The organism is Pyxidicoccus fallax (assembly GCF_012933655.1).
Classification (GTDB): Bacteria; Myxococcota; Myxococcia; order Myxococcales; family Myxococcaceae; genus Myxococcus; species Myxococcus fallax.
The window spans coordinates 1-24,419 of the sequence record NZ_JABBJJ010000022.1 but is presented as its reverse complement, the minus strand read 5'-3'; the positions used below and the strand labels follow the sequence as shown (position 1 = coordinate 24,419).

The following is a 24,419-nucleotide window of genomic DNA, read 5'->3' as shown; positions in this document are numbered from 1 at the left end:
ACGCGCGTGCGCGCGCATGGGCCCTGGAGGGTCCACGCAGGACACACGTCTCCCGTGAAGGGCGGCGTCAGGCTCTGGGCGGCTGGAAGATGTCGGCACCCGGTCCGGAGAGGACCGGCTCGTCCACGCGGCTGGGGACGGGTGGCAGCGCGGGCCCGGGCTCGGGTTGCTCGATGACGGGCACCGGCGCGGGGGCCGCTCTCAGCGGGCAGCACTGGCACATGGCGCAGCTGGGGGCGCAGTCCGTGCAGTCGTCAGCGCCTTCTTCCTCCTCCGCGCAGTCGGCGTGCGTGTCCGATGCAAAGGCCAGCGTCTGGAAGACGCCGCCCGTCATCAGGACGAGGAGCACGGCCAGGATTCGCAGGAAGAGCTGCATCCAACAGGTGGCTTACAAAGGACGCCGGGGGGAGTCAATCCGCCGGGCCGGCCGCCCGGTCGGCGGGCTCGCGGGTCAACCTTTCGAGGAGGCGTCGCATTGCCTTCGAGTCCCAGTCCCGAGGGCCCGGAAAGCGTGCGACCAGCCGCCCATCGACGACGAGGATGCTCGTCGGGAGCTGCTCCACGCCGTACGAGCGGGCGACCTTCTTGCCGACATCCACGCGGAGGTGGAAGTCCGGCGGGGGAGGGCCCTTGAAGAAGGACTCCACCGCCCTGGCGTCCGCATCGTGGCTGAAGACGACGACCTGGAGTCCCTCGGGCGGTGACTCAGCCAGGGCCCGGAGCTGGGGCGTCTCCTCGACACAGGGAGGGCACCAGGAGGCCCAGAACACCACGAGCAGCGCGCGGGAGCCCGGCACGTCCGCGAGCACAGGGGCGGGCCCGGCCAGCCGGATGTAGCTCGGCGGAGGCTCGCTCCTGCAGGCCCACGTCATGGCCAGCAGGCAGAGCGTGAGCACTCGCCAGGTGAGGATGAGGGCATCACTCTTCATGTTGCCGGGCCGACCGGGACGCGGGCACCTGGAGGGAACGGAGCCGCATCTCGGAGAAGGCTTGTCGGATGCATTTCAAGAGCTGTGCTCCTCACCGGCCGGACAGGTGCTCCGGGTCCGGTGTGTGCCTACTCCGACCGGTGGACTCCATGATGTACTCCTTCGACGCGAAGTTCGAGGGCGAGTAGCCAGCGACCTGGAGATCACCGCGAAGCTCCCGCTGGGACCGGGGGAGCACGTCGTCCAGGCCCAGTTCGAGACGCTGCCCAACAAGATTGCCTGGTACCGCGGCAGCATCGAATGGAGAGTGTCCTTTGCCGATCCGGGCGCTTCCATCGCCCTGGGCGGGTCCGAGGTGGAGGTCTTCTTCCTCCCTGCGGCCCCCATCATCCCATTCGCGGATGCGGTCTGGGCCGAGGCACTCCGCTTCCTCTGCAACAGGGTGGGCGTGGTGGGCCTGAGGACTCGCGCGGAGATCATCGAGAAGATCACCCGCTACTGTCACACGGGGCACGGGCTGGAGTACGACACCAAGGAGGGCGCTCCACGCTATGGGAGGATGCGTGCGCGGCAGTTCAGGCTCAATTCCTACATGAAAGGTGAAGACCCCGAGTGCTGCTGCTACGACCAAGCGTCCGCCGTGCAGGTATTTGCTGCGGCGTTGGGGGTCAGCACTGAGTGGCTCTACATGGAACCCTATGGGTTCATCCACACGACGAACCTGGTCGGCGTCGGCGCCTGCAACAACCCGTTCTACAGGGACACGGGTAGCGACAAGGTCGTCATGCGCTACGACCCCAAACGGACATCGTTCAGCAACCATGCGTTTTGCCGAATGGATGGCAAGATTCTGGATGCTTGCGCGGGGCCCCACACCGGGACGGAAACGACCCAGGAGTATATCGACAACAGCATCGACCCCGACCCGAAACTCTATCCCTATCCCAACTGGGAAAGAGCTGGGCTGGAAAGCGATATCTTCATCTATCCGCCTGTGACAACGCTCGAGTGACTCATGGACATTCGTTCGGTCCTGGGTGTGATTCTGCTGGGCTGGGCTTTGTGTGGCACTGCATCCGGTGAACCCATGTTGGTCAATCCACGGAAGTTGAATGAATTCAAGGAGCGGATCGGTTTCGATCAGCTCGTCGTCAGCGCGAACCCGGATATCGGAGTGGTGGCGGACTGGGATGGCGTGAAGGAGTACCTCCCCACGCGAGAGGCGGGCTGGGAACCCTTCTCGGAGGATGTCTCCATGCTGCCAGGTGGCCTTGTCACGCGGAGCTGGAGCTTCCGGCGGGGTGGGGCCACTCTCATCCTCAGAATCAACGTCTGCAGCACCGGGGCCGCCGCCGCGCGGGAACACTTCCTCTCGGACGTGTCCGTCACTTCCATGCCCAGGATTCCGTATGTCCGGGGCCCGGGCTGGCTGGGTCAGCTCTCCGTCCAGATGCCCGGCACCCCGCTTCAGGTGGTGTTCTGGGTCTTCCACAACGTGTACGTCGAGCTGAGAGATACCAGTGGAATCTCGGTGGAGCCCCTCGCGCGCTCCCTCCAGGGATTCATGGAGCGGCACGTGAGCCAGACCCTGTCCCAGGGCTTGCCGCGCATCGACAAGGTCACCGTGTCGAAGTCTCAGCTCCAGGTGGACGAGGAGGTGGAGATCCAGGTCCATCCCAAGCAGTCCCAGGCATCGCAGAAGCTGCGCATTCAAATCCAGAACAACCCGGCGGAGCTTCGCTTGACGAAGCAGTCCAGCACGGCCTCTACGTATCGGGCGCTGCATCCAGGAAAGAGCACCATCGAGGCTTGGTTGAGCGACACGAAGTTCCTGCTGATGTCACGGGCCCAAGTCGAGCTGGACATCCAGCCAAGGAAATAGGCTCCTGGCGCGCCGGCTTCACCGGCGCGCCTCGGGCGCGAAGCTAGAACGCCTCCACGGGCATTGCCGCGTAGCTGTCCTCGTTGCTCCGGATGAGCTGCGCGAGCGGCGCGCAGCGTGGCAGCTCGGTGCGCAGCCAGTACGCCGCCGCGCGGCGCTTGCCCTCGTAGAACGCCGCGTCGGTGGCACCGGCACCACGGCGCAGCGCCTCCTCCGCCACCGCGGCCTGTTCCAGCCAGCGCCAGGCAATCGCGTGCGTGCTGAAGAGGTCCAGGTAGTGCGAGCTGTGGCGCAGCATACCGTCCACATCCCCGGCCAGGCCGCGGCCCGCGACCTCCATCGTCAGCGAGAGGAGCCCGTCCGTGGCCGCCGCCAGCGCGTCGCACAGCGCGCCCTCCACCCCGGCCGCGCGCGCTCGCTCCACCGTGCGCGCCACCTCCTCGCCGTACAGCCGCAGCGCCTCCCCACCGCCCGCCACCGCCTTGCGTCCCAGCAGGTCCAGTGACTGGATGCCGCTGGTACCCTCGTGGATGGTGTTCAGCTTCTGGTCGCGCAGCCATGCCTCGGGCATGTACTCGCTCGTGTAGCCGTAGCCGCCGTGCACCTGCACGCTCAGGGCGTTGGCCTCGAAGCCCTTCTCCGAGGGGAATGTCTTGGCCACCGGCGTCAGCAGGTCCAACAGGAGCGAGGCCCGGGCGCGTGCGTCCTCGCTGTCCGCGTGGTGGCTGAGGTCCCCCTGCAGCGCGGTGTAGCCCAGCAGGGAGAGGCTGCCCTCCACGATGGCCTTCTGCCGCAGGAGCATCCGCCGCACGTCCGCGTGCGCGACGAGGGGCACCGGGGCACTCGATGGGTCGCGAGAGGTGAGGGGCCGCCCCTGCGTGCGCTCCTGCGCGTAGGCGAGCGCCTCGTGGTACGCGGCGGACGCGGAGGCGCACGCGTTCATGCCCACCATCAGGCGCGCCTCGTTCATCATCTGGAACATCTGCGGCAGGCCCCGGCCCGCCGCGCCCACCAGCCAGCCGTGGCAGTCGCCTTCCTCGCCGTAGTTGAGCGCGAGGCTGGGCAGGCCGCGCCAGCCAATCTTGTGGATGACGCCCGCGACGTGCACGTCATTGGGCACGAGCTGGCCATCCGGCCCCAGCCGGCGCGCGGGCACCGCGAAGAGGCTGATGCCCTTGGTCCCCGCGGGCGCCCCGTCGATGCGCGCGAGCGTCAGGTGCACCGTGTTCTCGGCGAAGTCCTGGTCTCCTCCCGAGATGAAGATCTTGCTGCCGCGGATGCGGTACGTGCCGTCAGCGGCCGGCGTGGCGGTGGTGCGCACATCCGCGAGGCTGCTGCCCGCCTGCGGCTCGGTGAGCGCCATGGTGCCCGTCCAGCGGCCCTCGTACATGGGCCGCATGAGGGCGTCCTTCAGGGCCGCATCGCCGAAGGTCTCGATGAGGTGCGCGGCGCCCGCCGTCAGCCCCACGTAGCCGTAGGCCGACAGGTTGCCCGCCATGAGGTACGCGGTGGCCAGCGTGAAGACGGTGACGGGCAGGCCCTGGCCGCCCACGGCCTCGGGCCGCATGGCGTTGATGAGGCCGAGCTCCGTCATGCCACGCCACAAGTCCCCCATGCGCGGGTGCACGCGCACGCGGCCATCGCGCAGCACAGGGGGCTCCGCGTCCATGGGCCGGTAGAGCGGAAACAGCTGCTCACGCGCGAAGCGCCGGCAGCTGTCGAGAAACAGCTCGAAGCCCTCGCGGCTGTGCGCGGAGAACGCGGGCAGGCGCGTGAGGCTCTCTGCGTCCAGCTCCTCGAAGAGGTGAAAGGCGATGTCGCGGTCGGACAGGAGGGGATTGGGGCGGGTATTGGGCATGTTCAGTTTCCTTCAAGGAGGACGCGGATGGCCGCGGCGGCCTGGTCCACCGCGGGCTCACGGCCGCTGATGACGTCCGCGTAGACGAAGGCCTCGGAGAGGCGGACGATGACGAAGGCGAGCGTGTCGAGCGGCAGCCTGGGCCGCAGGTGGCCCGCGGCGACCTGCTCCTCGAGCCCGGCGCGCATGGCCTCGATGTTGTGGCTCTGCACCGTGCTGCTCTTCGAGGTGAGCACGCGCAGCGCGTACTCCGGGTCGCGCTCGATGAACGTGCGCAGGGGAGGCAGCGACAGCGCGGCCCGCATCACCCGCTCGCACACCTCGGCGATGGCCGTGGGCCCATTCCCCTGCACCTCGGCGCGGGCGCGCTGGATGAAGGGCTCCTGCACCGACCAGATGATCTCCCCGAGGAGGAGCTCCCGGCTGCCCACCCAGCGGAAGAGCGTCGCGCGGCCGACACCCAGCTCGTCGGCCAGCGCCCCCATGTCGATGCGCTCTCCGGCGAGCCACTTGCGCCGGGCCAGCCGGAAGGCGTCCAGCGGGGTGGCACGCACGGGCGTCTCGGCGCCCGCGAGCGCGCGCGACAGCCGGGTCGTCTTCGGGGGCGCCTCCCGCGCTGGGCGGGTGGCGCGGCCTTTGGAGGGCATATCCGCTTCCTATGGAACCTTTTGACACTTCAACTCACCCTGAGACAATAATGCAAGGTGTCTCACGAGGCCTCGCGGCGCGAGTGCCTGGTACCTCGCATTCCCGACGGGAACAGCCCATGAACCACGGCCCGGTCCGCAAGGTCGCCATCGTCTCGGCCCTCCGCACTCCCTTCGCGCGCAGCAACACCGCGTACGCGCGCCTGTCCAACAAGGACATGCTGTCGGACGTCCTGCGCGGCCTCGTGGAGCGCACGGGCCTGGGCGGCGTCCGGCTGGGCGAGGTGGTGGGCGGCGCGGTGATGAAGCACTCGCGCGACTGGAACCTGGTGCGCGAGTGCACGCTGTCCAGTGGGCTCGACCCCGCCACGCCCGCCTTTGACGTGCAGCAGGCGTGCGGCACCGGCCTCGAGGCCTGCATCCTCGTGGCGAACAAGATTGCCCTCGGGCAGATCGACGCGGGCATCGCCTGCGGCACCGACACCACGTCCGACGCGCCCATCGCCGTGAGCCGCCGGATGCAGCGCGCGCTGATGGCGTTGAACGGCGCGAAGACGCAAGGGGCGAAGCTCGCGGCGGCCCTGGGACTGCTCGACCCGCGCGCGCTCGTGCCGGAGATTCCCGTCAACGCCGAGCCGCGCACGCGCAAATCCATGGGCCAGCACGCGCAAATCACGTCCGACCGGTACGGCATCTCCCGCGAGGCCCAGGACGCGCTCGCGCTGGCGAGCCACCAGAACCTCGCGCGCGCCTACGACGCGGGCTTCTTCCAGGACCTCGTGATGCCGTACCAGGGGCTCACGCGGGACAACAACCTGCGGCCGGACACCACGCTGGAGAAGATGGCGAAGCTGCCGGGCGCCTTCGACCGGGAGAAGGGCACCATCACCGCCGCCAACGCCTCGCCGCTCACCGACGGCGCGTCCGCGGTGCTGCTGGCCAGCGAGGAGTGGGCCCGCGCGCGCGGCCTGCCCGTGCTCGCGTACCTGACGGCGGGCGAGGTGGCCGCGGTGGACTTCATCGACGAGCGCGAGGGGCTGCTGATGGGCGGCGCCTACGCCGTCCCGCGCATGCTCCAGAAGCGGGGCCTCGGCCTTCGGGACTTCGACTTCGTCGAGGTGCACGAGGCCTTCGCCGCGGTGGTGCTCTGCACGCTCGCCGCCTGGGAGTCGGACGCGTTCTGCCGTGAGCGCCTCGGACTGTCCGGGGCACTGGGGGCCATCGACCGCGCCCGGCTCAACGTGAAGGGCAGCTCCATCGCGGCGGGGCACCCCTTCGCCGCCACGGGCGGCCGCATCGTGGGCACGCTGGCCAAGGCCCTGTCGGAGGCGGGCCCTGGCAAGAAGGGCCTCATCTCCATCTGCGCGGCGGGCGGACAGGCCGTCACCGCCATCCTCGAAACCTAGGGAGCGACGACACCATGGCTGACACGCTGACGAAGCTGGCCAACAGCCCGCTGACGGGCGGACTCGTGCGGGCGCTGGGACTGCCCACCCCGCCGGCCCTGGCGCGCGCGAAGGAGGGCTGGGTGGCCCAGCCCTTCGTGGACCGCGGGGTGGTACTGGGCGCGGCGCCCGGCGGCTTCGCCACGGAGGCCGCCCGGAGCGCGCTCTCGGGCGCGGGCGCGCGCGTGCTGGACGCGCCGCCGGCACAGGAGGGCCGTGGTGTGGACGTGGTGGTCTTCGACGCCACGGGGCTCGCCACCCCCACCGATGCGCGCGCCCTCTATGACTTCTTCCACCCGGTGGTTCCGCGCCTGGCGCGCAACGCGCGCGTGCTGGTGCTCGCGAGCCTGCCCGAGGAGGCGGCGGGGCCCGCGGCGGCCGCCGTGGCGCGTGGGGTGGAGGGCTTCGTGCGCAGCCTGGGCAAGGAAGTGGGCCGGCGCGGCGCGACGGCGAATCTCGCCTACGTCGCGCGGGGCGCCGAGGACCGGCTCGCCGGGCCCGTGCGCTACTTCTGCGGCGTGCAGACCACGTACGTCTCCGGCCAGGCGGTGCGGGTGACGTCCACCGCGCGCGCTCCGGCCTCGGTGCCCAGGGTGTCCGCGCTGCGGGGCAGGGTGGCGCTGGTGACGGGCGCCGCGCGCGGCATCGGCGCGGCCACGGCCGAGCGCCTCGCGCAGGAGGGCGCGCGCGTGGTGCTCCTGGACGTGCCCGCGCTGCAGGAGGCGCTGGGAGCCACGGCTGCTCGCGTCGGCGGCGAGGCGCTGGCGCTCGACGTCACGGCGCCGGATGCGCCCGCGCGCCTCGTGGAGGAATTGAAGGGCCGCCATGGCGGCGTGGACGTGGTGGTGCACAACGCGGGCATCACGAGAGACCGCACGCTCGCGAAGATGACGCCCGAGGCATGGGACCAGGTGCTGGCCGTCAACCTCGCCGCCATCGTCGCCGCCGATGATGCGCTGCTCGCCTCCGGCGCACTGCGGGACGAGGGGCGTCTCGTCTACCTCTCGTCCATCAGCGGCGTGGCGGGCAACTTCGGGCAGACGAACTACGCGGCCACCAAGGCGGCCCTTATCGGCTACGTGGCGGCGCTCGCGCCGAGGCTCGCGCCGCGCGGCATCTGCGCCAACGCCGTGGCCCCGGGCTTCATCGAGACGGCCATGGTGGCGAAGATGCCCCTCATGACGCGCGAGGTGGGCCGCCGCCTCAACTCCCTGTCGCAGGGCGGCCTGCCGCGTGACGTGGCGGAGCTCATCACCTTCCTCGGCAGCCCCGGGGCGTACGGGCTGACGGGCAACACCGTGCGCGCCTGCGGCCAGGGGCTCATCGGCGCCTGATTCACGGGTGAGCCGCGGGGACATGAGGTGAGTAGCCGACGGCCTCCACATCTCTCCGAACATCGCGGCGCCAATGCAGGTAGCGTCGCCTTCGATGAGCGCATCGGATTCAGACCTCGTGCATCGCGCGTTCGACCGTGCCTCCGGTGCACCGCGGGTGCCGGGGAATTCGGTTCGGGTGCTCCTCGACGCGAAGGAGAACTACCCCGCGTGGCTGGAGGCGATTCGCGCCGCGCGTCATTCCATCTTCTTCGAGAACTACATCATCGCGGAGGACGAGGTGGGGCGGGAGTTCGCCGAGGCGCTCAAGGAGCGGGCTCGCGCCGGCGTGAAGGTCCGCCTCATCCGCGACTGGCTGGGCTCGCGCTCCGAGGCGTCCCGCGCCTTCTGGCGCGCGTTGCAGGACGCGGGCGTCGAGGTGCGGGTCTTCAATCCGCCCCGGTTCGGCAGTCCGTTGGGCTGGTTGTCCCGCGACCACCGGAAGATGCTCGCGATGGATGGCGAGGTCGCCTTCATCTCCGGGCTCTGCGTCAGCACGCGCTGGCTCGGAGCGCCCGAGCGGGGGGTTCCTCCCTGGCGAGACACGGGCGTCATGCTGCATGGACCGGCGGTCGCCTGGGCGGAGCGGGCATTCAAGGAGGTCTGGGACGCGACAGGGGCGCCGCTGCCCGTCGATGTGCTCTCGGCCCCCGAAGCCCTCCCGGCCGCAGGGACTGTCCCGGTGCGCATCATCGCGGGCGAGCCCGCGTCCACGGACCTGTTCCGGCTGGACCAGCTGATTGCCGCGGCCGCGCAGCGGACGTTGTGGCTGACCGACGCCTACTTCGTGAGCTTCGCGCCCTACGTCCAGGCGCTCCGGCGGGCCGCGCTCGCGGGCGTGGACGTCCGGCTGCTGGTTCCCTCGACCACGGACCTGCCGATGATTGGCCGGCTGTCGCGGGCCGGGTACCGCCCGCTGCTGGAAGCAGGGGTGCGCATCTTCGAATGGAACGGCTCGATGGTGCACGCGAAGACCGCGGTCGCGGATGAGCGGTGGGCGCGGGTCGGGTCCTCGAACCTGAACCTCGCCAGCTTCATCGGCAACTATGAGCTCGACATCGCCATCGAAGCCCCCGAGGTCGCGCGCGAGTTCGCGGCCATCTTCTTGCGAGACCTCGCGAACAGCACCGAGATCATCCTGAGTGGCAAGCGCCACGTCGTTCCGGTGTCACGCCGAAGCGCCGGGTTGCCCTGGGGCTCTGGCGAATCACGCGTCGGGTTCGTGAGGTTCGCCCGGGCCGTCGGAGCAGCGGCGGCGTCCGGGACGCGCTCGCTCGGCTCCGTCGAGAGCGGAATCGAGCGCGGACTCGCGGCCATCCTGGTCGCGGTCGCGGCACTGGGGTTCTTCTTTCCCGCCGCGCTCGCCTATCCACTCTCGGTGCTGGCGCTGTGGTTGGCGCTGGCGCTCCTGCTCCGCGCCAATCGCCATTCGAAGCAACGAAGCGCCGAAGCCCGGGTGTCCCACCGCCCGAACCCGCCGGGCCCTTGAGGCCGGGCCACGACCTTGGAGGAGGAACCGCGATGCCATCACGTAATCGTCTCCGACGCGTCCTGTGGGGCGCCGTGGCGCTCATCGGACTTGTCCTGCTGGTCGTCGCGGTGCTCGGCGGCTTCACGCCAGCGGGACGGGGCGTCGGCGGCCCGTGCCAGGCCACGAGCGGCATGCGCGCCCTGTGCGCGATGAACAAGCCGGAGGACCTGCTCCGACTCGGGGACAGCGAGTGGGTGCTGGCCGGCAACATGGGCAACGACGAGTGGAAGCAGGGCGGGTTCTACGCCATCAGGACTCGCGACAAGGCGTTCCACGCCATCACGCCCGACCTCTCGCGGCCCGCCGCGCCGCCCTACCGCGATTGTCCCGGAGCACCTGACAGGGCGTCGCTTTCCGCCCACGGCATCGCCCTGCGCTCCGGGCCTGACGGAGCGCACGCGCTCTACGTCGTGAACCACGGTGGCCGCGAGTCGATCGAGGTGTTCGACGTCCGCGTCTCGGACCGGGGGCCGGAGCTGAGCTGGAGCGGCTGCGTCGTGCTGCCCCCCGAGCACGCGGCGAACTCCGTTGCGACGCTGCCGGACGGAGGACTGGTCATCACGATTCCGCACCATCCGTCGGCCACGTCCAAGGGAAAGGTGTTGCGCTGGGCGCCCGGAGGCGAATGGGCCGAGGTGCCGGGCACGCGCTTCAGCTACGACAACGGCATCCTGGTCTCGCCGGACGGCGCCTGGCTCTACGTGGCCGAGTACATGGGCAGAAGGCTCCACAAGGTCCCCCTGGGCGGCAAGGAGGGGGACGCGCGGTCGGTGGAGCTCGGATTCCGCCCCGACAACCTCCGGTTCGCGCCCGATGGAGCAATCCTCGCGACCGGGCACCCCGTGAGCCTCCCGCGCCTCGGCCTGTGCTTCACGCTCGGGTGCGGCATCCCCACGGAGGTGGCCCGTGTCGACGCGACGACCCTGCAGGCGACCACCCTCTACGAGCGGGAATCGGACATCACCTTCAGCGCGGGCACGAGTGCCATCGTGGTCGATGACGAGCTCTGGATCGGGTCCTTCCAGTCACGGGCACTCCTGATCGTGCCATTCACCGCGCTGAAGGCGCCCGTGTTGCCGGGCGCTCCGTCCAACCGCTGAGGAGGTCCCCCCTCCCGGCTCAGGCCACCTCTCGGAGTCCCCGCGCCCCATCGACCTCCACTCGCGCCAGCGATTCCCGCATCCGCCGCGCGTCGGCGACGAAGCTCCGTGAGGCCAGGTGCATGAACACCGCGGTGAGAAGGAGCATCACGGGGATGAGGAACATGGCGCTGTGCAGCCCCGTCGCCTTGAAGGCCTCCGTCACTTCGACGGCCCCGGCCTCGCGCATCGCGGAGACGGTGAAGACATCCGAGAGCCCGCCCACCACCGCCGGGCCCAGCGCGCCGCCGAGCACGTACATCCCGGCGAAGAAGAGCGCCATCGCCTGCGCCCGCAGGCGCGGCTCCACCACGTCCTGGATGGCCGGGTAGACGCTCGTGTAGTAGTTGTAGAGCCCGAGCCAGCCCAGGCCGAAGCACACGGCGAACAGGGGTACCGACGCCTTGCCCGAGAGCAGCGCGAGCCCCGTACCGACCGCGCCCACCAGCAGGCTGAGCGTCCCGAAGGTGAGGCGTCCCCGCTCGGACCTCGCATGCGCCCGGTCCGCGACCCAACCGCCCAGCGTCAACCCCACCAGCCCGGTGACGCCGGTGATGAAGCCGGTCACCACCGCCGCCTGCACCAGCGGCAGCTCGAAATAGCGTTGCAACAGCGGCACCAGGAAGCCGTTGCCCGCGTACGTGGCGAAGTTGAGCGTCACCCCCGAGAGGGTCAGCCAGGTGAGCGTGCGAATGCGCAGCAGCGTGCGAATGGGCTGAGCCACGGGCTGCTGGGAGATGCGAGCCTCCTCGCTCGCCCCGCGCTCCGGTTCCCGGATGAAGAACATGAAGAGCGCCAGCACCATCCCCGGCACCGCGGCGATGAGGAAGGGTGCCCGCCAGGAGCCGAAGGCCGTCACCATGCCGCCCACGGTGAAGAAGGCGAGCATCAACCCCACCGGCAGCCCGAGCATGTAGATGCCCGTGGCGCGCGCCCGCCGGTTCGCGGGGTACAGGTCCGAGATGAGCGAGCTCGCCGCCGGCGCGTAGCTGGCCTCGCCCACCCCCACGCCCAGCCGCAGGAGGAAGAAGGACCAGTAGTTCCACGCCAGGGCGTTGAGCCCGGTGAAGCCGCTCCACACCAGCAGGCCCCAACCGAGCACCTTCCGCCGCGAGCCCGTGTCCGCCAGCTTCCCGAGGGGAATGCCGGCCACCGCATAGATGAGGGTGAAGGCGGCGGAGACGAGCCCCAATTGCAGGTCGCTCAGCGCGTACTCCTTGCGGAGCGGCTCGATGACGACCGCAGGAATGGTGCGGTCGAAGAAGTTCAGCAGGTTGGCGAGGAAGAGCAGGAGAAGGACCCTGCCCGCGTTGACCGTCTGCCCGTCCACGACACTTCCCATGGAGACTCCCCCCGAGGGTCCGGCGACCCGGTGTCGGTGAACCACGGCCTCACGTAAGCACGCCTGGAGCCTCTTGCGTGAGGGGCATCCGCCGATCGGGTTCTTCCGCCCGACGTTCTTTGCCGCGAGCCTGACGAGAACCCCGCGCCAGCCCCCACCTCGTGGCCATGCAATGGCAGATGCATCGACGTGACTCGACGCGCCGAGTCGACATGGAGCCCCTCTTGGCAAGAGGGCCCGTCAGCGGCGCCGCTTTCGAGCAGGGCGGGACGGCTCGGGCGGGAGGCCCAGGCCCCGCAGCAGCACGTCCACGGCGAACTCCGCGTACCGCTCGACGGTGGCCGGGTCGCGCATGTCCAGCCCGAAGGCGCGCCGCACCGTCTCCGGCTCGGCGAAGGGCTGGGCGCAGGCGCCGATGATGAACGAGTAGGCCAGGCGTGGGTCCACCGGTCGCAGCGCGCCGTCCTCCACGGCGGCACTCACTTCGCGCCGGAAGAGGTCCACCATTCCGGAGAGCCACCGGGTGTAGAGCTCGTCGAAGGGGGCTCCACCCGCGCTGCTCTCGGTGCGGATGAGGCGGCTGAGCTCGGGGCGCCGGCCGAAGAAGCCCACCAGGGCGCGAAGCAGCCGAGCCAGCCGCGTCCGCCGGTCCTCGCCCTCCACCTCCTGGATGGTGCGCCCGAGGACGGAGTCGAGGTCCCCGAAGACGTCGGCCAGCACCGCGTTCCAGAGGCCCTGCTTGGAGCCGAAGTGGTGGTGAACCAACGGCTGTGTGACCCCCGCCCTTCGGGCGATGCCCGCCGTGGTGGCGCCCATGAAGCCGTGGTCGGCGAACTCACGCAGCGCCGCCGTGAGGATGTCGGCGCGCCCGGCGCTCTGCATCGATTCCTTGCTCACGCCACCATCCTGCTCGCCCGGGGGCGCTCGTCCTTCCCAAATCCACAGCGAGCCGTCAGGCAGGCACCAGTCCACACGCTTGACAGGAGTGGGGGCGCTTATAGAAGTATCAGTCGGCTGATGGAAGTATAAGTCCCCAGTGGAGGAGCCGACATGTTGAGCAACTATCTGGCGCGGATGGCCGTCACCTCGGTGGGCAGCCTCGCGCGCCCGAACACGCATGTGCTCGCGGAGGTGGACCTGCCGCTGCGCATCTGGCCCTCGGACCTCGACATCTGGGCGCACGTGAACAACGGGCGCTATCTCACGCTGATGGACCATGGCCGGCTGGACCATGGCCTGCGCACGGGGCTGCTCCCGGCGATGTTCAAGCGGCGCTGCCGGCCGCTGCTGGGCGGCGTGTCCGTGCAGTACCGCCGCGAGGTGCGCGCGTTCGAGCGCTGCACCCTGGTGACGCAGGTGGCCGCGTGGGACGAGAAGTGGCTCTATTACGAGCAGCGCCTGGAGCGCCGCGGCGAGCTGTGTGCCCGCGCGGTGGTGCGCGCCGTCCTCAAGATTGGACGCGAGACGCTGCCTCCCGCGGAGCTGCTCGCGGACGTGGGCGTGCACTCGCCGTCGCCCGTGGCGCCGGAGACGCTGACTTCGTCGTGGACGGGCGCGCCCCGGGCCCGCGTGCTGTCACGAGACGCCGGAGGCGGCTTCAACGCCCTGCCGGGCCTCGTGACGGCTCCCGTCTGACGCGCGCCAAGTCCCTCGCGAAGCAGTTTGCGAAGCAGGGCATCCGCGTGAATGGCGTGGCGCCGGGCCCTTCTGGGCACCGCTCCAGGTGACCGGTGGCCAGACGCAGGAGCGGCTCACGAAGCTCGGCCAGGACACGCCCATGGGCCGCCCCGGCCAGCCCGCGGAGCTCGCGAGCGTCTACGTGGAACTCGCGAGCGCCGCCGCGAGCTACACCACGGGGCAGATCTACGGCGCCTCGAGTGGACGCGGGAACCCTTGAGCTGCGGCTGGTGGGGCGGAGCGTGGCGATAGCACGTGCGACGGAGCAGCCTTCCTGGACTGCTCCTGGAGATGGGCAGCCTGCGTGGGCGATAGCGCGGGCCTCCCGGTGTCGCTTCGCGCTGGAGGAGGTTCGCCAGGAGAAAACGGCTCAGCACCGTCCTGAACCGCCGAGGAGCAGAGCCAGCCCGCATTTCTGGCGTGGTATGTCCTGCCAGGGCAATCAGGGCCGGGGACTTTGCATGTTGCTGAGGTGGCTGTTTCTCCTTGCGTGGGTGGTCCTGCCGGGGTGCGGTGGCACCACCCGGGTCGTGCGCCTCGACACGGGCCGGGGCGCGCCGAGCGTCCACGTTCCCCGCTCGGAACAGGCCGCCGAGCCGGTCGCGCTGGACGAAGATGAAGTGAAGGAGGCTGTGGCCAGGTTGGCCCGGACCCTTCATCCGTCGCAGCGGCCCCAGGAGGCTGCTCGGCGCCTGTTCGAAGTAGCGCCTCGGAGCGGTTCGTACCTCTTCGACGTGAGGAGCCGGCGCATCACCCCGCTTGGGTCCGGTGAGCACCTGGCGTCCGAGCTTCCGCAGGCCGAAGTCGAGCTGACGCGCGCCTACCTGCGCTGGTGTGAGCGGACGGGGCGTCAAGGGGACTGCCTGGGGCTGCTGAAGGAAGGTCCCTCCGTCACGGGAGACGCGCGCTTCACGCTCGCCCTGGCCCTGGCGAAGGGCGCGGTGATGAACGAGCTCTGGGAGGCCGTCAAGGACATGGCCCATCCAGAGGCGCTGATGCAGGCGGCGCTCTGGACGGCAGCCACGTATGCGCTGCTCTGGACGGTGCCGGAGCCCGCCACCAAGGGCGTGGCGGCGGTGCTCACGGCGGCGCTCATCATCTACGTGGGGGTGGACACGTTCTGGGGGCTCATCCAGGGCTTCCGGCAGTTGATGGCGGAATGCGACCGGGCCGTGACATTCGATGAGCTGCGGGAGGCGGGGGAGCGCTTCGGGAAGGTGATGGGCCGGAACGCGGCGCGGGCGTTCGTGATGCTGGCGACAGCGGCCATCGGGAGCACGGGCGCCACGCTGGGGACGACGGTACGGGGGCTGCCTGGAGCCGCGCAGGCCGCCGTGAGGGCCGAGGCGCAAGCCGGACTGGTGTACACGGCGGTGGGGCAGGTCGAAACGGTAGCCATCGCCGCGGACGGCTTCACGTTCGCCCTCGCGCCAGGTGCCGTGGCCATGTCATCGCACGGCTCGACCGGCGCTGCGACTGGCACTCAGCCGGCTGCATTCCGCGCATGGAAGTCCATGAGCGGCTTCAAGAAGGCGATGGGACCGGCGGGCCCTGGAAAACAGTGGCACCACATTGTCGAGCAGACGCCGAGCAATGTGCAGCGGTTCGGCCCAGAAGCCATTCACAACACGGAAAATGTCATCGCGATCGACGAGCAGATCCACGAGCAGATCAGTGCATTCTATTCATCCAGACAAGACGTCGCAGGCGGCAGAGTCGTCCGCGAGTGGCTGCGCGAGCAATCGTACGAGCAGCAGCGTGCATTTGGGCTGCGAATCATGAGGAGGTTCGGAGCCATCCAATGAAACCCGGCGAACTCAAGATGCTGACAGCGGGAGAGCTGATTGAGCGCTTCCGGGAGGTTTCGGCCAGGCATGGACGCCTGCTGAACGCACGCAACACCAGGGCGGCCAACAAGGAATACGATCTGGCTGCGGCCCTCAGGGCGGAGTTGCGTGCTCGTGGGGCTGAAGTGCAGGAGCCCATTTTGAGGCTCCTGACCGACCCTGAACAAGGCACACGGTACTGGGCGGCAACCGCTGCCTTGGGGTTTGCGCCAGACGAGGCAGCGCGCACTTTGTCTGCGCTGTCGGCCCCGCCTTTGAGTTTGATGGGACTCAGTGCGTCGATGACACTCGAGGAATGGAAGAGCGGCACGCTCAAAGTGGAGTGACGCCCCTCGTCCTCTCCCGTCACCCAGCGCTCAGGTGCTCGACCAAGGTCTTCACGCCGAGCCCGATGAGGACGAGGCCGCCGACGATGTCGAGCTTGCCCTCGAGCGCGTCGCCGAACCGGCGGCCGACGCTCACGCCCAGCAGGCACAGGGCGAAGGTGATGCCACCGATGATGGCGGCCGCCGTGGCGATGTGGACGTCCAGCACGGGCAGCGTCACCCCGGCGGCGAGCGCGTCGATGCTGGTGGCGAAGGCCATGATGACGAGCCGGCCCAGGTGGAACGGGTCGCGCTCACCAGGGGCCTCGTTCGCCTTGCGCGCGTCTTCCTTGTCCGCGGCGTCTGTCCCCGGGTGACGGTGGGTGTAGGCCTCGTGGAGCATCTTGGCCCCGATGCCTCCCAGCAGCACGAAGGCGAGCCAGTGGTCCCAGTCGGCGATGGCCGCCGCGAACTGGGCCCCCACGGCCCAGCCAATGACTGGCATGACGGCCTGGAAGAGGCCGAACAGGAAGGACAGCAGCAGGGCGTCTCGTGCCCGGACACGCGGAGCCGCGAGCGAGCTCGCCACGGACACGGCCGTGGCGTCCATGGAGAGTCCCAGCGCGAGGAGCAGCAGGTCCAGCATTGCCATGGGGGGCCTCTACCCGAGGCCCGCCTGGACTGGAAGCGATGAAGTGAGGCGGGCGACCTGCCGCACAATGCGTGGGCCCGGGTCCTCGGGGTGTCAAGGCCGGGCCCGGAGGACCTCCAGGAACGCCCGTACCACCGGGGCCTTCTCGTTGCGGCGGTACGCGACCAGCAGCTCCATCACCTCCGTGACGCCGGTGAGCGGCCGGTAGGCAACGCCGCCTCCAATGTCGAGCGGCACGATGGAGGCGGGAACCAGGGCGACGCCGAACCCCGCGGCCACGAGGCTGATGACCGCCATGATGTTCGTGCTGCGGTAGCGGATTCGGGGCGAGAAGCCCCCGAGCCGCTGCATGAGCGGTAGGCCCTGCTCGTCCTTCGCGCCGGTGAAGTCCACGAAGGGCTCCTCCACCAGCAGCTTCGCCGGGATGCGCTCCCGCCTGGCGAGCGGGTGGTCGGAGGGCAGGGCGACCATGAGCGGCCAGGCTCCCACCCGGACCCCGGCCAGCTCTGGTGGGAGGCGGAGCCCCGGGGCCGTGATGAAGCCCACGTGGATGCGGCCTTCCAACAGGGCCTCGCGCTGGTCGAACGCATGCAGCTCGTGCAGCCGGACTTCGATGTCCGGCGCCCGTTGGCGGAACGCCTTCAGCGTCCCTGCCAGGACGCCCGAGTAGGCCGCGTTGACGGAGTAGCCAAGCTCGATGCGTCCCAGCTCTCCCCGGCCCGCGCGCTTCGCTACCCGGGCGGCGCGCTCCGCCTGCTCCAGCGTCTGACGGGCCTCCTCCAGGAAGAGCCTTCCCGCCTCGGTGAGCTCCACGTGCCGCCGCGTCCGTTCGAGCAGCCGCGTCCCCAGCTCCTCCTCCAACGCCTTGATCTGCATGCTCAGCGCGGGCTGGACGATGTGCAGCCGCCGCGCCGCGCGCGCGAAGTGCAGCTCCTCGGCAACCGCCACGAAGTAGCGGAGATGGCGCAGCTCCATTCATCACCTCGAATGATTACAGACGCCCTTTTAATCGATTGGACTGCTCGACGTGCCCTCCACATTCTTGCCGTGCACATCTCGAACTACAGGCAGGAATCAATGAGACACATGTTGGCGGCGATGCTGGCAATGGCCCTCGGCTGGAGCCAGGGCTCCCTGGCGATGGACATCCAGAAGGTCGTTCCCGAGGGCAAGCTGCCGGGCTCGGCGGTGCCCTATTTCATCCGGAGCGGGGAGGGCGAGCGGTACCTCGTGGGCGGACTGGTGGCGGACCTGGTGGCACGGGGCAACGACACCGGCGAACTCTTCGAAGCCGCCGTCCTCACGGGCGGACGCGACGCGAACTTCCCGCTCCACACTCACGCGCGCACGCACGAGGCCCTCCTCGTCCTCGACGGAGAGGTGGAGCTGTGGCTCGGACAGGAGCACTACCTCCTCATCCAGGGGGACTACGCGAGCATCCCGGAAGGCACCCCGCACGCCTTCTCGATGCGCAGCCACCGGACCCGGCTCGTCTCCTGGAGCACCGGGAAGGAGATGTCCTCGCTCTACAAGGCGCTCGGCCAGCCCTACGCGGGCCATGTGCAGCCGCCCGACGCGAAGCCCGAGCTGTCCAGGGAGCTGCTCAAGAAGGCCGAGGCCAGCGCAGACGTCCGCTTCACGGGCAAGGCACCGGGCAGGGGCACCCCGAAGCGCGTCACCAACGGCACGCTGCCCGGCAGGAAGGCCCCCTACGTCCTGGCCTCCGGGGAGGGCGAGCGCCTCGTCGCGGGTGACCAGCTCTTCTCCTTCCTGGGTGACTCGCGGACGAGCGACGGCAGGTTCCTCATCGTCATGACCGAGGGCCCCTCCGGGCCGATGATTCCCGCGCACTTCCACGAGAAGCACACGGAGACCTTCATGTGCCTGGATGGCTCCATGACGATGCGGGTCAATGACCAGACGCTGACGCTGTCCCCAGGTGACTTCGTCCACGCGCCCGCGCGCACGATTCACGCCTACCAGCTCAACAGCCACTACACGCGCTTCGTCGGCCTGCTCACCCCGGGCCTGTTCGAGCCGTTCTTCCGCACCCTCGGAGACCCGTACACCGCCTACGTGTACCCGCGGACGCCGCCGCCCTTCCGGTTCGACCGCGTCCTGTCGAAGCTGGACCAGCTGGACCTGAAGCTCATCGCTCCGCCGGCCCCCGCGAAGTAGCGGGCCCTCCACTCACTTCGAGCGGATGACCCGGCCCGTCATGCTCAGCGCCAGCACCAGCCCCTCCTGCAGGCTGGCGCAGGTGTGCATGGCGGACAGGTCCACGCCAATCTGCACCAGCATCTGCGCAATCTGGGCGCGGATGCCGGTAAGGATGGTGGTGGCGCCCAGCAGCCGCACCGACTCGGTCGTCTGGAGGAGGTGGTTGGCCACGCGGGTGTCCACCACCGGCACGCCCGCGATGTCCACGATGAGCACCCGGGCCTGTGACTCCACCACGCGCGCCAGCAGCGCCTCCATCACCTGCCGCGCGCGCTCGGCGTCGAGGGCGCCGACGAGCGGCAGCAGCAGCACCTGGTCCGCAATCTGGATGACCGGCGTGGACAGCTCCCGGATGGCCGCTTCCTGCCGCTGAATCGTCTCCACGCCCACCGCGATGTACGTCTCGATGGCGATGGACATGTCGAAGAACACCCTCTTCTGGATGCTCCGGAAGAGCGCATCGGAATCGCTTGTGGAGCCCTGCTCCTGGAAGAGGCGTGCGGCGATGAGCCGCAGGTAGTGGGCATACGCACCGAGGTACCACTTGGGGTCCACGCCGATGCGCTGGTGCGTGGTGCCCACGCGCAGCCGGTCCTCCACGTAGTCCAAGTCACAGACGCCGGAGAAGAGCTGGAGGAAGTACTGCTTCTGCGCGCTCATGGCCCGGTGGAGCACGGCCGGGTCGGTGAAGAAGAGGCGGCTCTCCGGATGCTGGAGGAGCAGCTCGTTGTAGAAGGCATCGACGATGGCGTCGTTGTGCCGCTCGGCGAAGGGCCGCAGCGTCGCGAGCCGGGCGAGGTCGTCATCGCCCAGTTGGAAGAAGAGGCGACGGCTGGCGAGCTCCCGCGCGTCGAAGCCCAGCCTCGCCATGTAGTCCCGTGAGTGCGCCATCCCAAGGCCCTCCACGGCCGCCATCAGTCCACACTCAGCGGGCGCGAACCAGCGTCCACGGCTCGTAGAGAACGAAACCGTGCGGTCCCTGCAGCCCCAGCTGGTACCAGAGATTTCCTTCCGACAGTTCGGACGGCTCGCGCCAGTGGGGCCCGGGCCCGGAGTAGGGCCCATCCACCTCGTGCGGCTCCGACGTCTCCTCCGGCCGGAAGCGGCAGACGACACGCCACCCCTCTGGAATGGGTCCATCCACCACGGCGCGGATGCCCACCCGCTCGTCCTTCCGCTCCACGGCGCCGCGCGGGCGCGGCAGCGAGTCGATGACGCTCGCGTGTCGCAGCGCCTGCTCGTCCAGGTAGGCGAAGAAGTCGTCGAACACCCGCGACAGGTCGATGCCCGCGGTCTGGAACGCGTCCTGCCACGCCAGCGCGCCCTCCAGCCCCTCGGGCGCGTCCTTCCTCCCGAGCGCCGCCAGGACGCGCGCCGGAGCCCCGTCCCCGTGCCGCCGCACCAGCACCTCGATGAAGGCGCGGCCCAGCGGGTACACCCAGTTCTCGTCCCGCTCCGCCGCGAGCCGGTCCAGGTCCAGCAGCTCCTCCGTCTTCACCTCGCGCCGCGCCCGGGCCGCCGCGGCAATCACCTCGTACGCCTCCAGCTCCTCGGCGTTCGCACCGAAGCGGTGCTCGACATACGTGGCCAGTCCCTCGCTCAGCAGCCTCATGGCCGACAGGCGGGGCGCGGCCTCCACGCCGGTGATGCGCTGGGCGAGCACGTGCGTCGTCTCGTGGCGGAGCACGTCGCGCGCGCCGCTCGCGTCGTCGAGCCCGGCGAGGTTCAGCCGCAGGGTGTTCCAATAGGCCGTGCCCGCCGTGTGCCGCGCGCTGCCGCCGAGGTCGGCTTGGATGGGCGCGCCCGCCTCCACGCCGAGGAACGTGCGCACCTCCTCGAAGACGGAGTCCGCGTCTTGCAGCAGCGGCTGCGCCCGCCGGCTCAGGTGGGAGGGGTAGGTGAACCGGTAGTGCCCCGTGTCCGCCTGCGCGGACGTCATGGAGGGGAACTCCACCTTGGAGCTGCCGCCGACGTCCTCCTTCGCCTCCTCGCCCTCGTTCTCGAACACCTGGACCAGGACCGCGAAGAACATCCCGATGGTCGCCAGCGTCGCCAGCGTGCCCATCCACGAGCCCTGAAGCCGCCGCTGCATGGCGCCGGCCAGCCGCTCCCCGAGCCCGAGGAACTGCGCCAGCGCCAGCGCCATCAGCACGCACGCCACGGAGAGCTGGAGCCCCAGTGCCTCCAGGGGCCAGCGCCAGCGCGTGCCCTCGAACTCCGGCTCGGTGAGGCGCAGCGGGTTGAGCGCGGACAGCCACGGCACCCGCTCCTGGAGCAGCGACTGGGCCAGCATCAGCACCGCCAGCGCCGTCCAGCCCAGCCGCCGCAGCGGGGCCAGCGCCAGCGCCAGCGCCAGCACCGTGAAGGCCTGCGCCACTCGCAGCACCGTGCCCACGGCCAGCATGTCCAGGTGCAGCCCCGGGTCCAGCGAGGTGCGCGACAGCACGTGCGCTCCCAGGAGCCACAAGCTCACCCCGAGCGGGTACACCAGCACCGTGCCCAGCGCGACGAGCACCTTCACTCCGAAGAGCTGCAAGCGAGAGGTGGGCAGCGCGTCGAGGAACTCCAGCGTGCGGTCGTCCTGCTCACGCACCATCAGGCCGCTGCCCAGCGCGAACGTGAAGATGGACGTCAGGATGGACAGGTCGCCCCCCGCCTTGAAGCGCTCCACGAAGGTGCTCGCATAGGGGGCGAAGCCCAGGGGCTCCGTCCACAGCGTGGAGATGACCTCGACGGCGATGAAGAAGAGGGCGAGCCAGAGGAATGGCCGCTGGTCGCGCAGCTCCTTGGCCACGAGCGGGTGTCTCATGGGATGGCCCTCCGCTCCGCCAGCACGCGCACGGGACAGCCGAGCGGGGCGGATTCCACCTGCATCACGAAGAGCCAGCGCTCTCCCCGCACCAGCGTCCGCGGCAGCCGTGCTCCGTCCGGAGCGGAGGAGGGCGCGTCCTGCCGGGACAGCGTGTCGGGGGACACCTCGTGCCCGAAGGGCGTCAGCTTGCCGTAGAGGAGCGCGTACCGGGCGGGCAGCTCCACGTTCTTCGAACCTCGCAGCGCGTGCTCCAGGCGGAAGGTCTCCTCCGACTCCGCCACCACCGAGAGCGCGGGGCTCAGCGCGGCGAGCGACTCCACCAGTGCCGCGTGGGCCTCGCGCTCACCGCGCAGCGCCTCGCGCCACCGTCGCGCCAGCTCGTCCTCGGTGAGTCCCCCGTGCTCGCTCAGCAGCGCGCCCAGGCGCGGCTCCATCGCGAGACCCCAGAAGCCCGTCCGGCGGGGCGGCGCGAGGAGACCTTGTATCAGCGACTGGAAGTCCCCGTCCCCCAGCCGCTCGCGCAGCACCTGGACGCCTAGCGCGGCCAGCGCGCCCGACAGGCAGGGCCCGAGCCGCTCGCGCGTGCCCAGCCAGCGCCGCGTGTCGAAGTCGTCCCGCGAGGCCACCGCCGCGCGCGGGGACAGCCGCGCCTCGCCGTCGCGGTGCGCCCACCAGGTGGTGAAGCCGTCCAGCAGCCACTGCCGCTCCTCGCGCAGCACGACGCCCTCGCTGGCCCAGATGAGCACTTCCCGGAAGAGGAACGCCTCGAAGGCACGCACGTCGAAGTCCGGGGCCGCGAGGTTGGCGCGCACCACCACGCCGTCCGCCTCCTCCAGCTTCGCGCGCTGGAACACGTCCGCGTCCAGCTCGCGGATGGGCATCACCGCCACCGCCGGCAGCCGCTCCAGTCCGAGATAGCCGCTCAGCGCCCCGAGGTCCGTGGCGAGCCGCTCCGCCATCCGCTCCGCATCTTCCCTCGGGAACCCGATGCCGGAGGCCACCTGCACCGTCGAGTGCGCCACCTGCCCCCGGGCCGCGTCGCGCAGGGAGAAGGGCTGCCGCCGCTTCGCCTGGTCCATCATGGTGATGACGACGAACAGCCCGGTGAGGACACACGCGACGAACACCTTCTCGCGGTGGCTCATCCGCTGGGAGAGCAGCTCCGTGAGCGTCCCGTCCCGGTACAGCACGAGCCCGAAGCACAACCCCGTGGCCACGGCGATGAGGGCCCAGCACGTGGCCAGGTGCTCCCAGGGGAGGCGCTGGCGCTCGAAGGAGAAGTCGGGGCCGAGCAGCGCGAAGGGGCCCGACTTCGCGAGTTCGAAGTCGGTGAGCTGGTCCGCCGCGAAGAGGCCGATGACGAGGAGGATGTAGAGCGGATTGCGGAAGCGGCCCACGAGCCCCGCGAGCGCGAAGAACGTCCAGCCCAGCAGCACCGGCGTCGCCGAGCGCAGCCAGAGCGGGAGGAGGGAGTGGGGCGTCACGTCCTTGTGTACCGCCTCCATGCTCCCCAGCATGCCGAGGGTCAGCGCGAGCGGCAGGAGCAGCACGGCCGCGCCGAGCACCAGCTTCGTGACGAGGATGCGCGCGCGCGACAGGGGCAGCGCCTCCAGGAAGAGCTGCGTGCGCTGGCCGTACTCACGCACCACGAGCCGGTGGGACACGAAGATGGCCCCCACCGTGCTCAGCATCACCGTGGGCAGCTTGAGCAGCTCGAAGATGCTGCCCCGCGTCGCGTAGCGGTCTCCTGCGGTCACGAGCAGCAGGAGCAGCAGCCCGTAGAAGATGAGGAAGAGGAGCCCCGCGCCCCGGTGCTCGCGCCACTCCTTGCGTAGCAGGCCCGTGCTCATGACTCGTCCGAGCGCCGCGCGTAGGCGAGGAAGATGCTCTCCAGCGAGAGCGCCTCCACCGCTTCGGGCGGGAAGGGACTCGCCGCCCAGTCCTCCGGCGCGCCGAAGAACACCAGGCCGGCACGGCCATCCGGCAGGCGCTCGCGCCTCACCAGGGAGAGGCCGGGCGGTGGCACTTCCGGCGCGGCGTCCAGCACCACGCGGCGCACGGACTGACGGAGCGTGTCCAGCGGGCCCTGGTAGCGCAGCCGGCCCTCGTGGAGGATGCCGATGCGGTGCGCCACCTCCTCCAGCTCGCCCACGAGGTGGGAGGAGAAGAGCGCCGTCTGGCCTTCGCTGCGCACCTGGTCGCGGAGGATGTCGAGGAACTCGCGCCGCGCCACCGGGTCCAAGCCGGCGGTGGGCTCGTCGAGGATGAGCAGCGGCGGGCGGTGGGCGAGGGCCAGCGCCAGCCCGAGCTTCATCCGCGTGCCGCCGGACAGCTGCGCCGCCTTGCGGTCCGCCGGCACGTCCAGCACGCGTAATAGCCGCTGGAAGGCCGCGTCATCCCAGTCCGGATAGAAGCCGGAGACGAACCGGCCCAGCTCCACCGCCGTCATCCACGGGTAGAAGACCTGCTCCTGCGACACGTAACCCAGCCGCCGCTTCTGCGCGGCGCGCACCCGGCCCACGCGCTCGCCCATCAATTCGATGTCACCCGAATCCGGGCGGAGGATGCCCATCAGCATCCGCAGCGTCGTCGTCTTGCCCGCGCCGTTGCGGCCCAGGAAGCCATACACCTCTCCACGCCGCAGCTCGAGGTCCACGCCATTCACGGCCTTCACCTTGTCGAAGGCGCGGGTGAGGCCGTGGGTGCGGAGGATGACCTCCGGCTCGACGCGCGGGGCGGGCGGCGCGGAGGGCTCGGTGG

Annotated in this window: 23 protein-coding genes; 11 read left to right on the top strand and 12 right to left on the bottom strand. The window is 70.1% G+C overall.

Annotation, left to right across the window (positions count from 1 at the left end; all coding sequences use genetic code 11):
• Positions 1–67: 67 nt before the first annotated feature.
• Entirely contained in the window at positions 68–376 is a 309-nt protein-coding gene (locus HG543_RS07050; RefSeq protein ID WP_169343913.1) for a hypothetical protein, read from the bottom strand.
• Between the two features lie 34 nt (positions 377–410).
• Entirely contained in the window at positions 411–929 is a 519-nt protein-coding gene (locus HG543_RS07045) for a TlpA family protein disulfide reductase (protein ID WP_169343912.1), read from the bottom strand.
• Between the two features lie 61 nt (positions 930–990).
• On the opposite strand from HG543_RS07045, the gene HG543_RS07040 reads away from it, so the two are divergent.
• Both HG543_RS07040 and HG543_RS07035 read left to right on the top strand, forming a co-directional pair.
• Positions 991–1,941, top strand: a complete 951-nt coding sequence (locus tag HG543_RS07040; RefSeq protein WP_169343911.1) for a hypothetical protein — start codon at positions 991–993, stop codon at positions 1,939–1,941.
• Positions 1,942–1,968: 27 nt separating this feature from the next.
• Positions 1,969–2,811 carry a hypothetical protein gene (locus tag HG543_RS07035; RefSeq protein ID WP_169343910.1) on the top strand — a complete coding sequence of 281 codons (843 nt, stop codon included), beginning with the start codon at positions 1,969–1,971 and terminating at the stop codon, positions 2,809–2,811.
• Positions 2,812–2,854: 43 nt separating this feature from the next.
• On the opposite strand, the gene HG543_RS07030 is transcribed toward HG543_RS07035, so the two are convergent.
• Both HG543_RS07030 and HG543_RS07025 read right to left on the bottom strand, forming a co-directional pair.
• Complete coding sequence (locus HG543_RS07030; protein ID WP_169343909.1) at positions 2,855–4,669, bottom strand: acyl-CoA dehydrogenase; 1,815 nt, start codon at positions 4,667–4,669, stop codon at positions 2,855–2,857.
• A 2-nt stretch (positions 4,670–4,671) separates the two neighbouring features.
• The gene (locus HG543_RS07025) at positions 4,672–5,316 is read right to left on the bottom strand and encodes a QsdR family transcriptional regulator (RefSeq protein WP_169343908.1); all 645 of its coding nucleotides are present in this window, start codon (positions 5,314–5,316) and stop codon (positions 4,672–4,674) included.
• Between the two features lie 119 nt (positions 5,317–5,435).
• Between HG543_RS07025 and HG543_RS07020 the strand changes: the two genes are divergently transcribed.
• The 4 genes from HG543_RS07020 to HG543_RS07005 all read left to right on the top strand — a co-directional run bounded on the left by HG543_RS07020 (position 5,436) and on the right by HG543_RS07005 (position 10,765).
• Positions 5,436–6,722 (top strand): acetyl-CoA C-acetyltransferase, encoded by a 1,287-nt coding sequence (locus HG543_RS07020; protein WP_169343907.1) that lies wholly within the window; start codon positions 5,436–5,438, stop codon positions 6,720–6,722.
• Between the two features lie 14 nt (positions 6,723–6,736).
• A complete protein-coding gene (locus HG543_RS07015; protein ID WP_169343906.1) occupies positions 6,737–8,095 on the top strand; it encodes a 3-oxoacyl-ACP reductase in 1,359 nt (452 codons plus the stop codon).
• A gap of 178 nt (positions 8,096–8,273) precedes the next feature.
• Positions 8,274–9,623 (top strand): phospholipase D-like domain-containing protein, encoded by a 1,350-nt coding sequence (locus tag HG543_RS07010; RefSeq protein ID WP_343073294.1) that lies wholly within the window; start codon positions 8,274–8,276, stop codon positions 9,621–9,623.
• Between the two features lie 32 nt (positions 9,624–9,655).
• Complete coding sequence (locus tag HG543_RS07005) at positions 9,656–10,765, top strand: SMP-30/gluconolactonase/LRE family protein (RefSeq protein ID WP_169343904.1); 1,110 nt, start codon at positions 9,656–9,658, stop codon at positions 10,763–10,765.
• Between the two features lie 19 nt (positions 10,766–10,784).
• Here the strand turns inward: HG543_RS07005 and HG543_RS07000 are convergent, their stop codons facing one another.
• Together HG543_RS07000 and HG543_RS06995 are read right to left on the bottom strand one after the other, a co-directional pair.
• Positions 10,785–12,146 carry a spinster family MFS transporter gene (locus HG543_RS07000; RefSeq protein WP_169343903.1) on the bottom strand — a complete coding sequence of 454 codons (1,362 nt, stop codon included), beginning with the start codon at positions 12,144–12,146 and terminating at the stop codon, positions 10,785–10,787.
• A gap of 240 nt (positions 12,147–12,386) precedes the next feature.
• Positions 12,387–13,043 (bottom strand): TetR family transcriptional regulator, encoded by a 657-nt coding sequence (locus HG543_RS06995; RefSeq protein WP_169343902.1) that lies wholly within the window; start codon positions 13,041–13,043, stop codon positions 12,387–12,389.
• Between the two features lie 153 nt (positions 13,044–13,196).
• Here HG543_RS06995 and HG543_RS54400 point away from each other — a divergent pair, with 153 nt between their 5' ends.
• The 4 genes from HG543_RS54400 to HG543_RS06980 all read left to right on the top strand — a co-directional run bounded on the left by HG543_RS54400 (position 13,197) and on the right by HG543_RS06980 (position 15,996).
• Entirely contained in the window at positions 13,197–13,781 is a 585-nt protein-coding gene (locus HG543_RS54400) for an acyl-CoA thioesterase (RefSeq protein ID WP_211193782.1), read from the top strand.
• 88 nt (positions 13,782–13,869) lie between these two features.
• Complete coding sequence (locus tag HG543_RS54395; protein ID WP_343073293.1) at positions 13,870–14,043, top strand: SDR family oxidoreductase; 174 nt, start codon at positions 13,870–13,872, stop codon at positions 14,041–14,043.
• 241 nt (positions 14,044–14,284) lie between these two features.
• Complete coding sequence (gene sitA5 / locus HG543_RS06985) at positions 14,285–15,628, top strand: SitA5 family polymorphic toxin (RefSeq protein ID WP_169343901.1); 1,344 nt, start codon at positions 14,285–14,287, stop codon at positions 15,626–15,628.
• Positions 15,625–15,996, top strand: coding sequence for a DUF2019 domain-containing protein (locus HG543_RS06980; RefSeq protein WP_169343900.1), 372 nt, complete (start codon positions 15,625–15,627; stop codon positions 15,994–15,996). Before sitA5 ends, HG543_RS06980 begins: the two co-directional genes overlap by 4 nt.
• Positions 15,997–16,015: 19 nt before the next feature.
• Here HG543_RS06980 and HG543_RS06975 read toward each other — a convergent pair whose 3' ends face one another.
• Positions 16,016–16,627, bottom strand: a complete 612-nt coding sequence (locus tag HG543_RS06975) for a manganese efflux pump MntP (protein WP_169343899.1) — start codon at positions 16,625–16,627, stop codon at positions 16,016–16,018.
• A gap of 93 nt (positions 16,628–16,720) precedes the next feature.
• Positions 16,721–17,602 carry a LysR substrate-binding domain-containing protein gene (locus HG543_RS06970; RefSeq protein WP_169343898.1) on the bottom strand — a complete coding sequence of 294 codons (882 nt, stop codon included), beginning with the start codon at positions 17,600–17,602 and terminating at the stop codon, positions 16,721–16,723.
• A gap of 102 nt (positions 17,603–17,704) precedes the next feature.
• On the opposite strand from HG543_RS06970, the gene HG543_RS06965 reads away from it, so the two are divergent.
• Positions 17,705–18,805 carry a quercetin 2,3-dioxygenase gene (locus HG543_RS06965; RefSeq protein WP_246356822.1) on the top strand — a complete coding sequence of 367 codons (1,101 nt, stop codon included), beginning with the start codon at positions 17,705–17,707 and terminating at the stop codon, positions 18,803–18,805.
• Between the two features lie 12 nt (positions 18,806–18,817).
• Here the strand turns inward: HG543_RS06965 and HG543_RS06960 are convergent, their stop codons facing one another.
• The 4 genes from HG543_RS06960 to HG543_RS06945 form a co-directional block, all read right to left on the bottom strand.
• Positions 18,818–19,738 (bottom strand): protoglobin domain-containing protein, encoded by a 921-nt coding sequence (locus HG543_RS06960; RefSeq protein ID WP_169343897.1) that lies wholly within the window; start codon positions 19,736–19,738, stop codon positions 18,818–18,820.
• A 34-nt stretch (positions 19,739–19,772) separates the two neighbouring features.
• Positions 19,773–21,656, bottom strand: coding sequence for an ABC transporter permease (locus tag HG543_RS56215; RefSeq protein WP_169343896.1), 1,884 nt, complete (start codon positions 21,654–21,656; stop codon positions 19,773–19,775).
• Positions 21,653–23,509 (bottom strand): hypothetical protein, encoded by a 1,857-nt coding sequence (locus tag HG543_RS06950; protein ID WP_169343895.1) that lies wholly within the window; start codon positions 23,507–23,509, stop codon positions 21,653–21,655. The genes HG543_RS56215 and HG543_RS06950 overlap by 4 nt, the downstream gene beginning before the upstream one ends.
• A partial coding sequence (locus tag HG543_RS06945; protein ID WP_169343894.1) for an ABC transporter ATP-binding protein occupies positions 23,506–24,419 on the bottom strand: 914 nt, incomplete at its 5' end. The genes HG543_RS06945 and HG543_RS06950, both read right to left, overlap by 4 nt.

Excerpts from the sequence above, each read along its gene's own strand:
- HG543_RS07025 (WP_169343908.1), bottom strand. The coding sequence starts at position 5,316 with ATGCCCTCCAAAGGCCGCGCCACCCGCCCAGCGCGGGAGGCGCCCCCG.
- HG543_RS54400 (WP_211193782.1), top strand. The coding sequence starts at position 13,197 with ATGTTGAGCAACTATCTGGCGCGGATGGCCGTCACCTCGGTGGGCAGC.
- HG543_RS07005 (WP_169343904.1), top strand. The coding sequence starts at position 9,656 with ATGCCATCACGTAATCGTCTCCGACGCGTCCTGTGGGGCGCCGTGGCG.
- HG543_RS07000 (WP_169343903.1), bottom strand. The coding sequence starts at position 12,146 with ATGGGAAGTGTCGTGGACGGGCAGACGGTCAACGCGGGCAGGGTCCTT.
- HG543_RS07050 (WP_169343913.1), bottom strand. The coding sequence starts at position 376 with ATGCAGCTCTTCCTGCGAATCCTGGCCGTGCTCCTCGTCCTGATGACG.
- HG543_RS56215 (WP_169343896.1), bottom strand. The coding sequence starts at position 21,656 with ATGAGACACCCGCTCGTGGCCAAGGAGCTGCGCGACCAGCGGCCATTC.
- HG543_RS06950 (WP_169343895.1), bottom strand. The coding sequence starts at position 23,509 with ATGAGCACGGGCCTGCTACGCAAGGAGTGGCGCGAGCACCGGGGCGCG.
- HG543_RS07045 (WP_169343912.1), bottom strand. The coding sequence starts at position 929 with ATGAAGAGTGATGCCCTCATCCTCACCTGGCGAGTGCTCACGCTCTGC.
- sitA5 (WP_169343901.1), top strand. The coding sequence starts at position 14,285 with ATGTTGCTGAGGTGGCTGTTTCTCCTTGCGTGGGTGGTCCTGCCGGGG.
- HG543_RS06970 (WP_169343898.1), bottom strand. The coding sequence starts at position 17,602 with ATGGAGCTGCGCCATCTCCGCTACTTCGTGGCGGTTGCCGAGGAGCTG.
- HG543_RS07030 (WP_169343909.1), bottom strand. The coding sequence starts at position 4,669 with ATGCCCAATACCCGCCCCAATCCCCTCCTGTCCGACCGCGACATCGCC.
- HG543_RS06975 (WP_169343899.1), bottom strand. The coding sequence starts at position 16,627 with ATGGCAATGCTGGACCTGCTGCTCCTCGCGCTGGGACTCTCCATGGAC.
- HG543_RS07015 (WP_169343906.1), top strand. The coding sequence starts at position 6,737 with ATGGCTGACACGCTGACGAAGCTGGCCAACAGCCCGCTGACGGGCGGA.
- HG543_RS07020 (WP_169343907.1), top strand. The coding sequence starts at position 5,436 with ATGAACCACGGCCCGGTCCGCAAGGTCGCCATCGTCTCGGCCCTCCGC.
- HG543_RS06980 (WP_169343900.1), top strand. The coding sequence starts at position 15,625 with ATGAAACCCGGCGAACTCAAGATGCTGACAGCGGGAGAGCTGATTGAG.
- HG543_RS06965 (WP_246356822.1), top strand. The coding sequence starts at position 17,705 with ATGAGACACATGTTGGCGGCGATGCTGGCAATGGCCCTCGGCTGGAGC.
- HG543_RS06960 (WP_169343897.1), bottom strand. The coding sequence starts at position 19,738 with ATGGCGCACTCACGGGACTACATGGCGAGGCTGGGCTTCGACGCGCGG.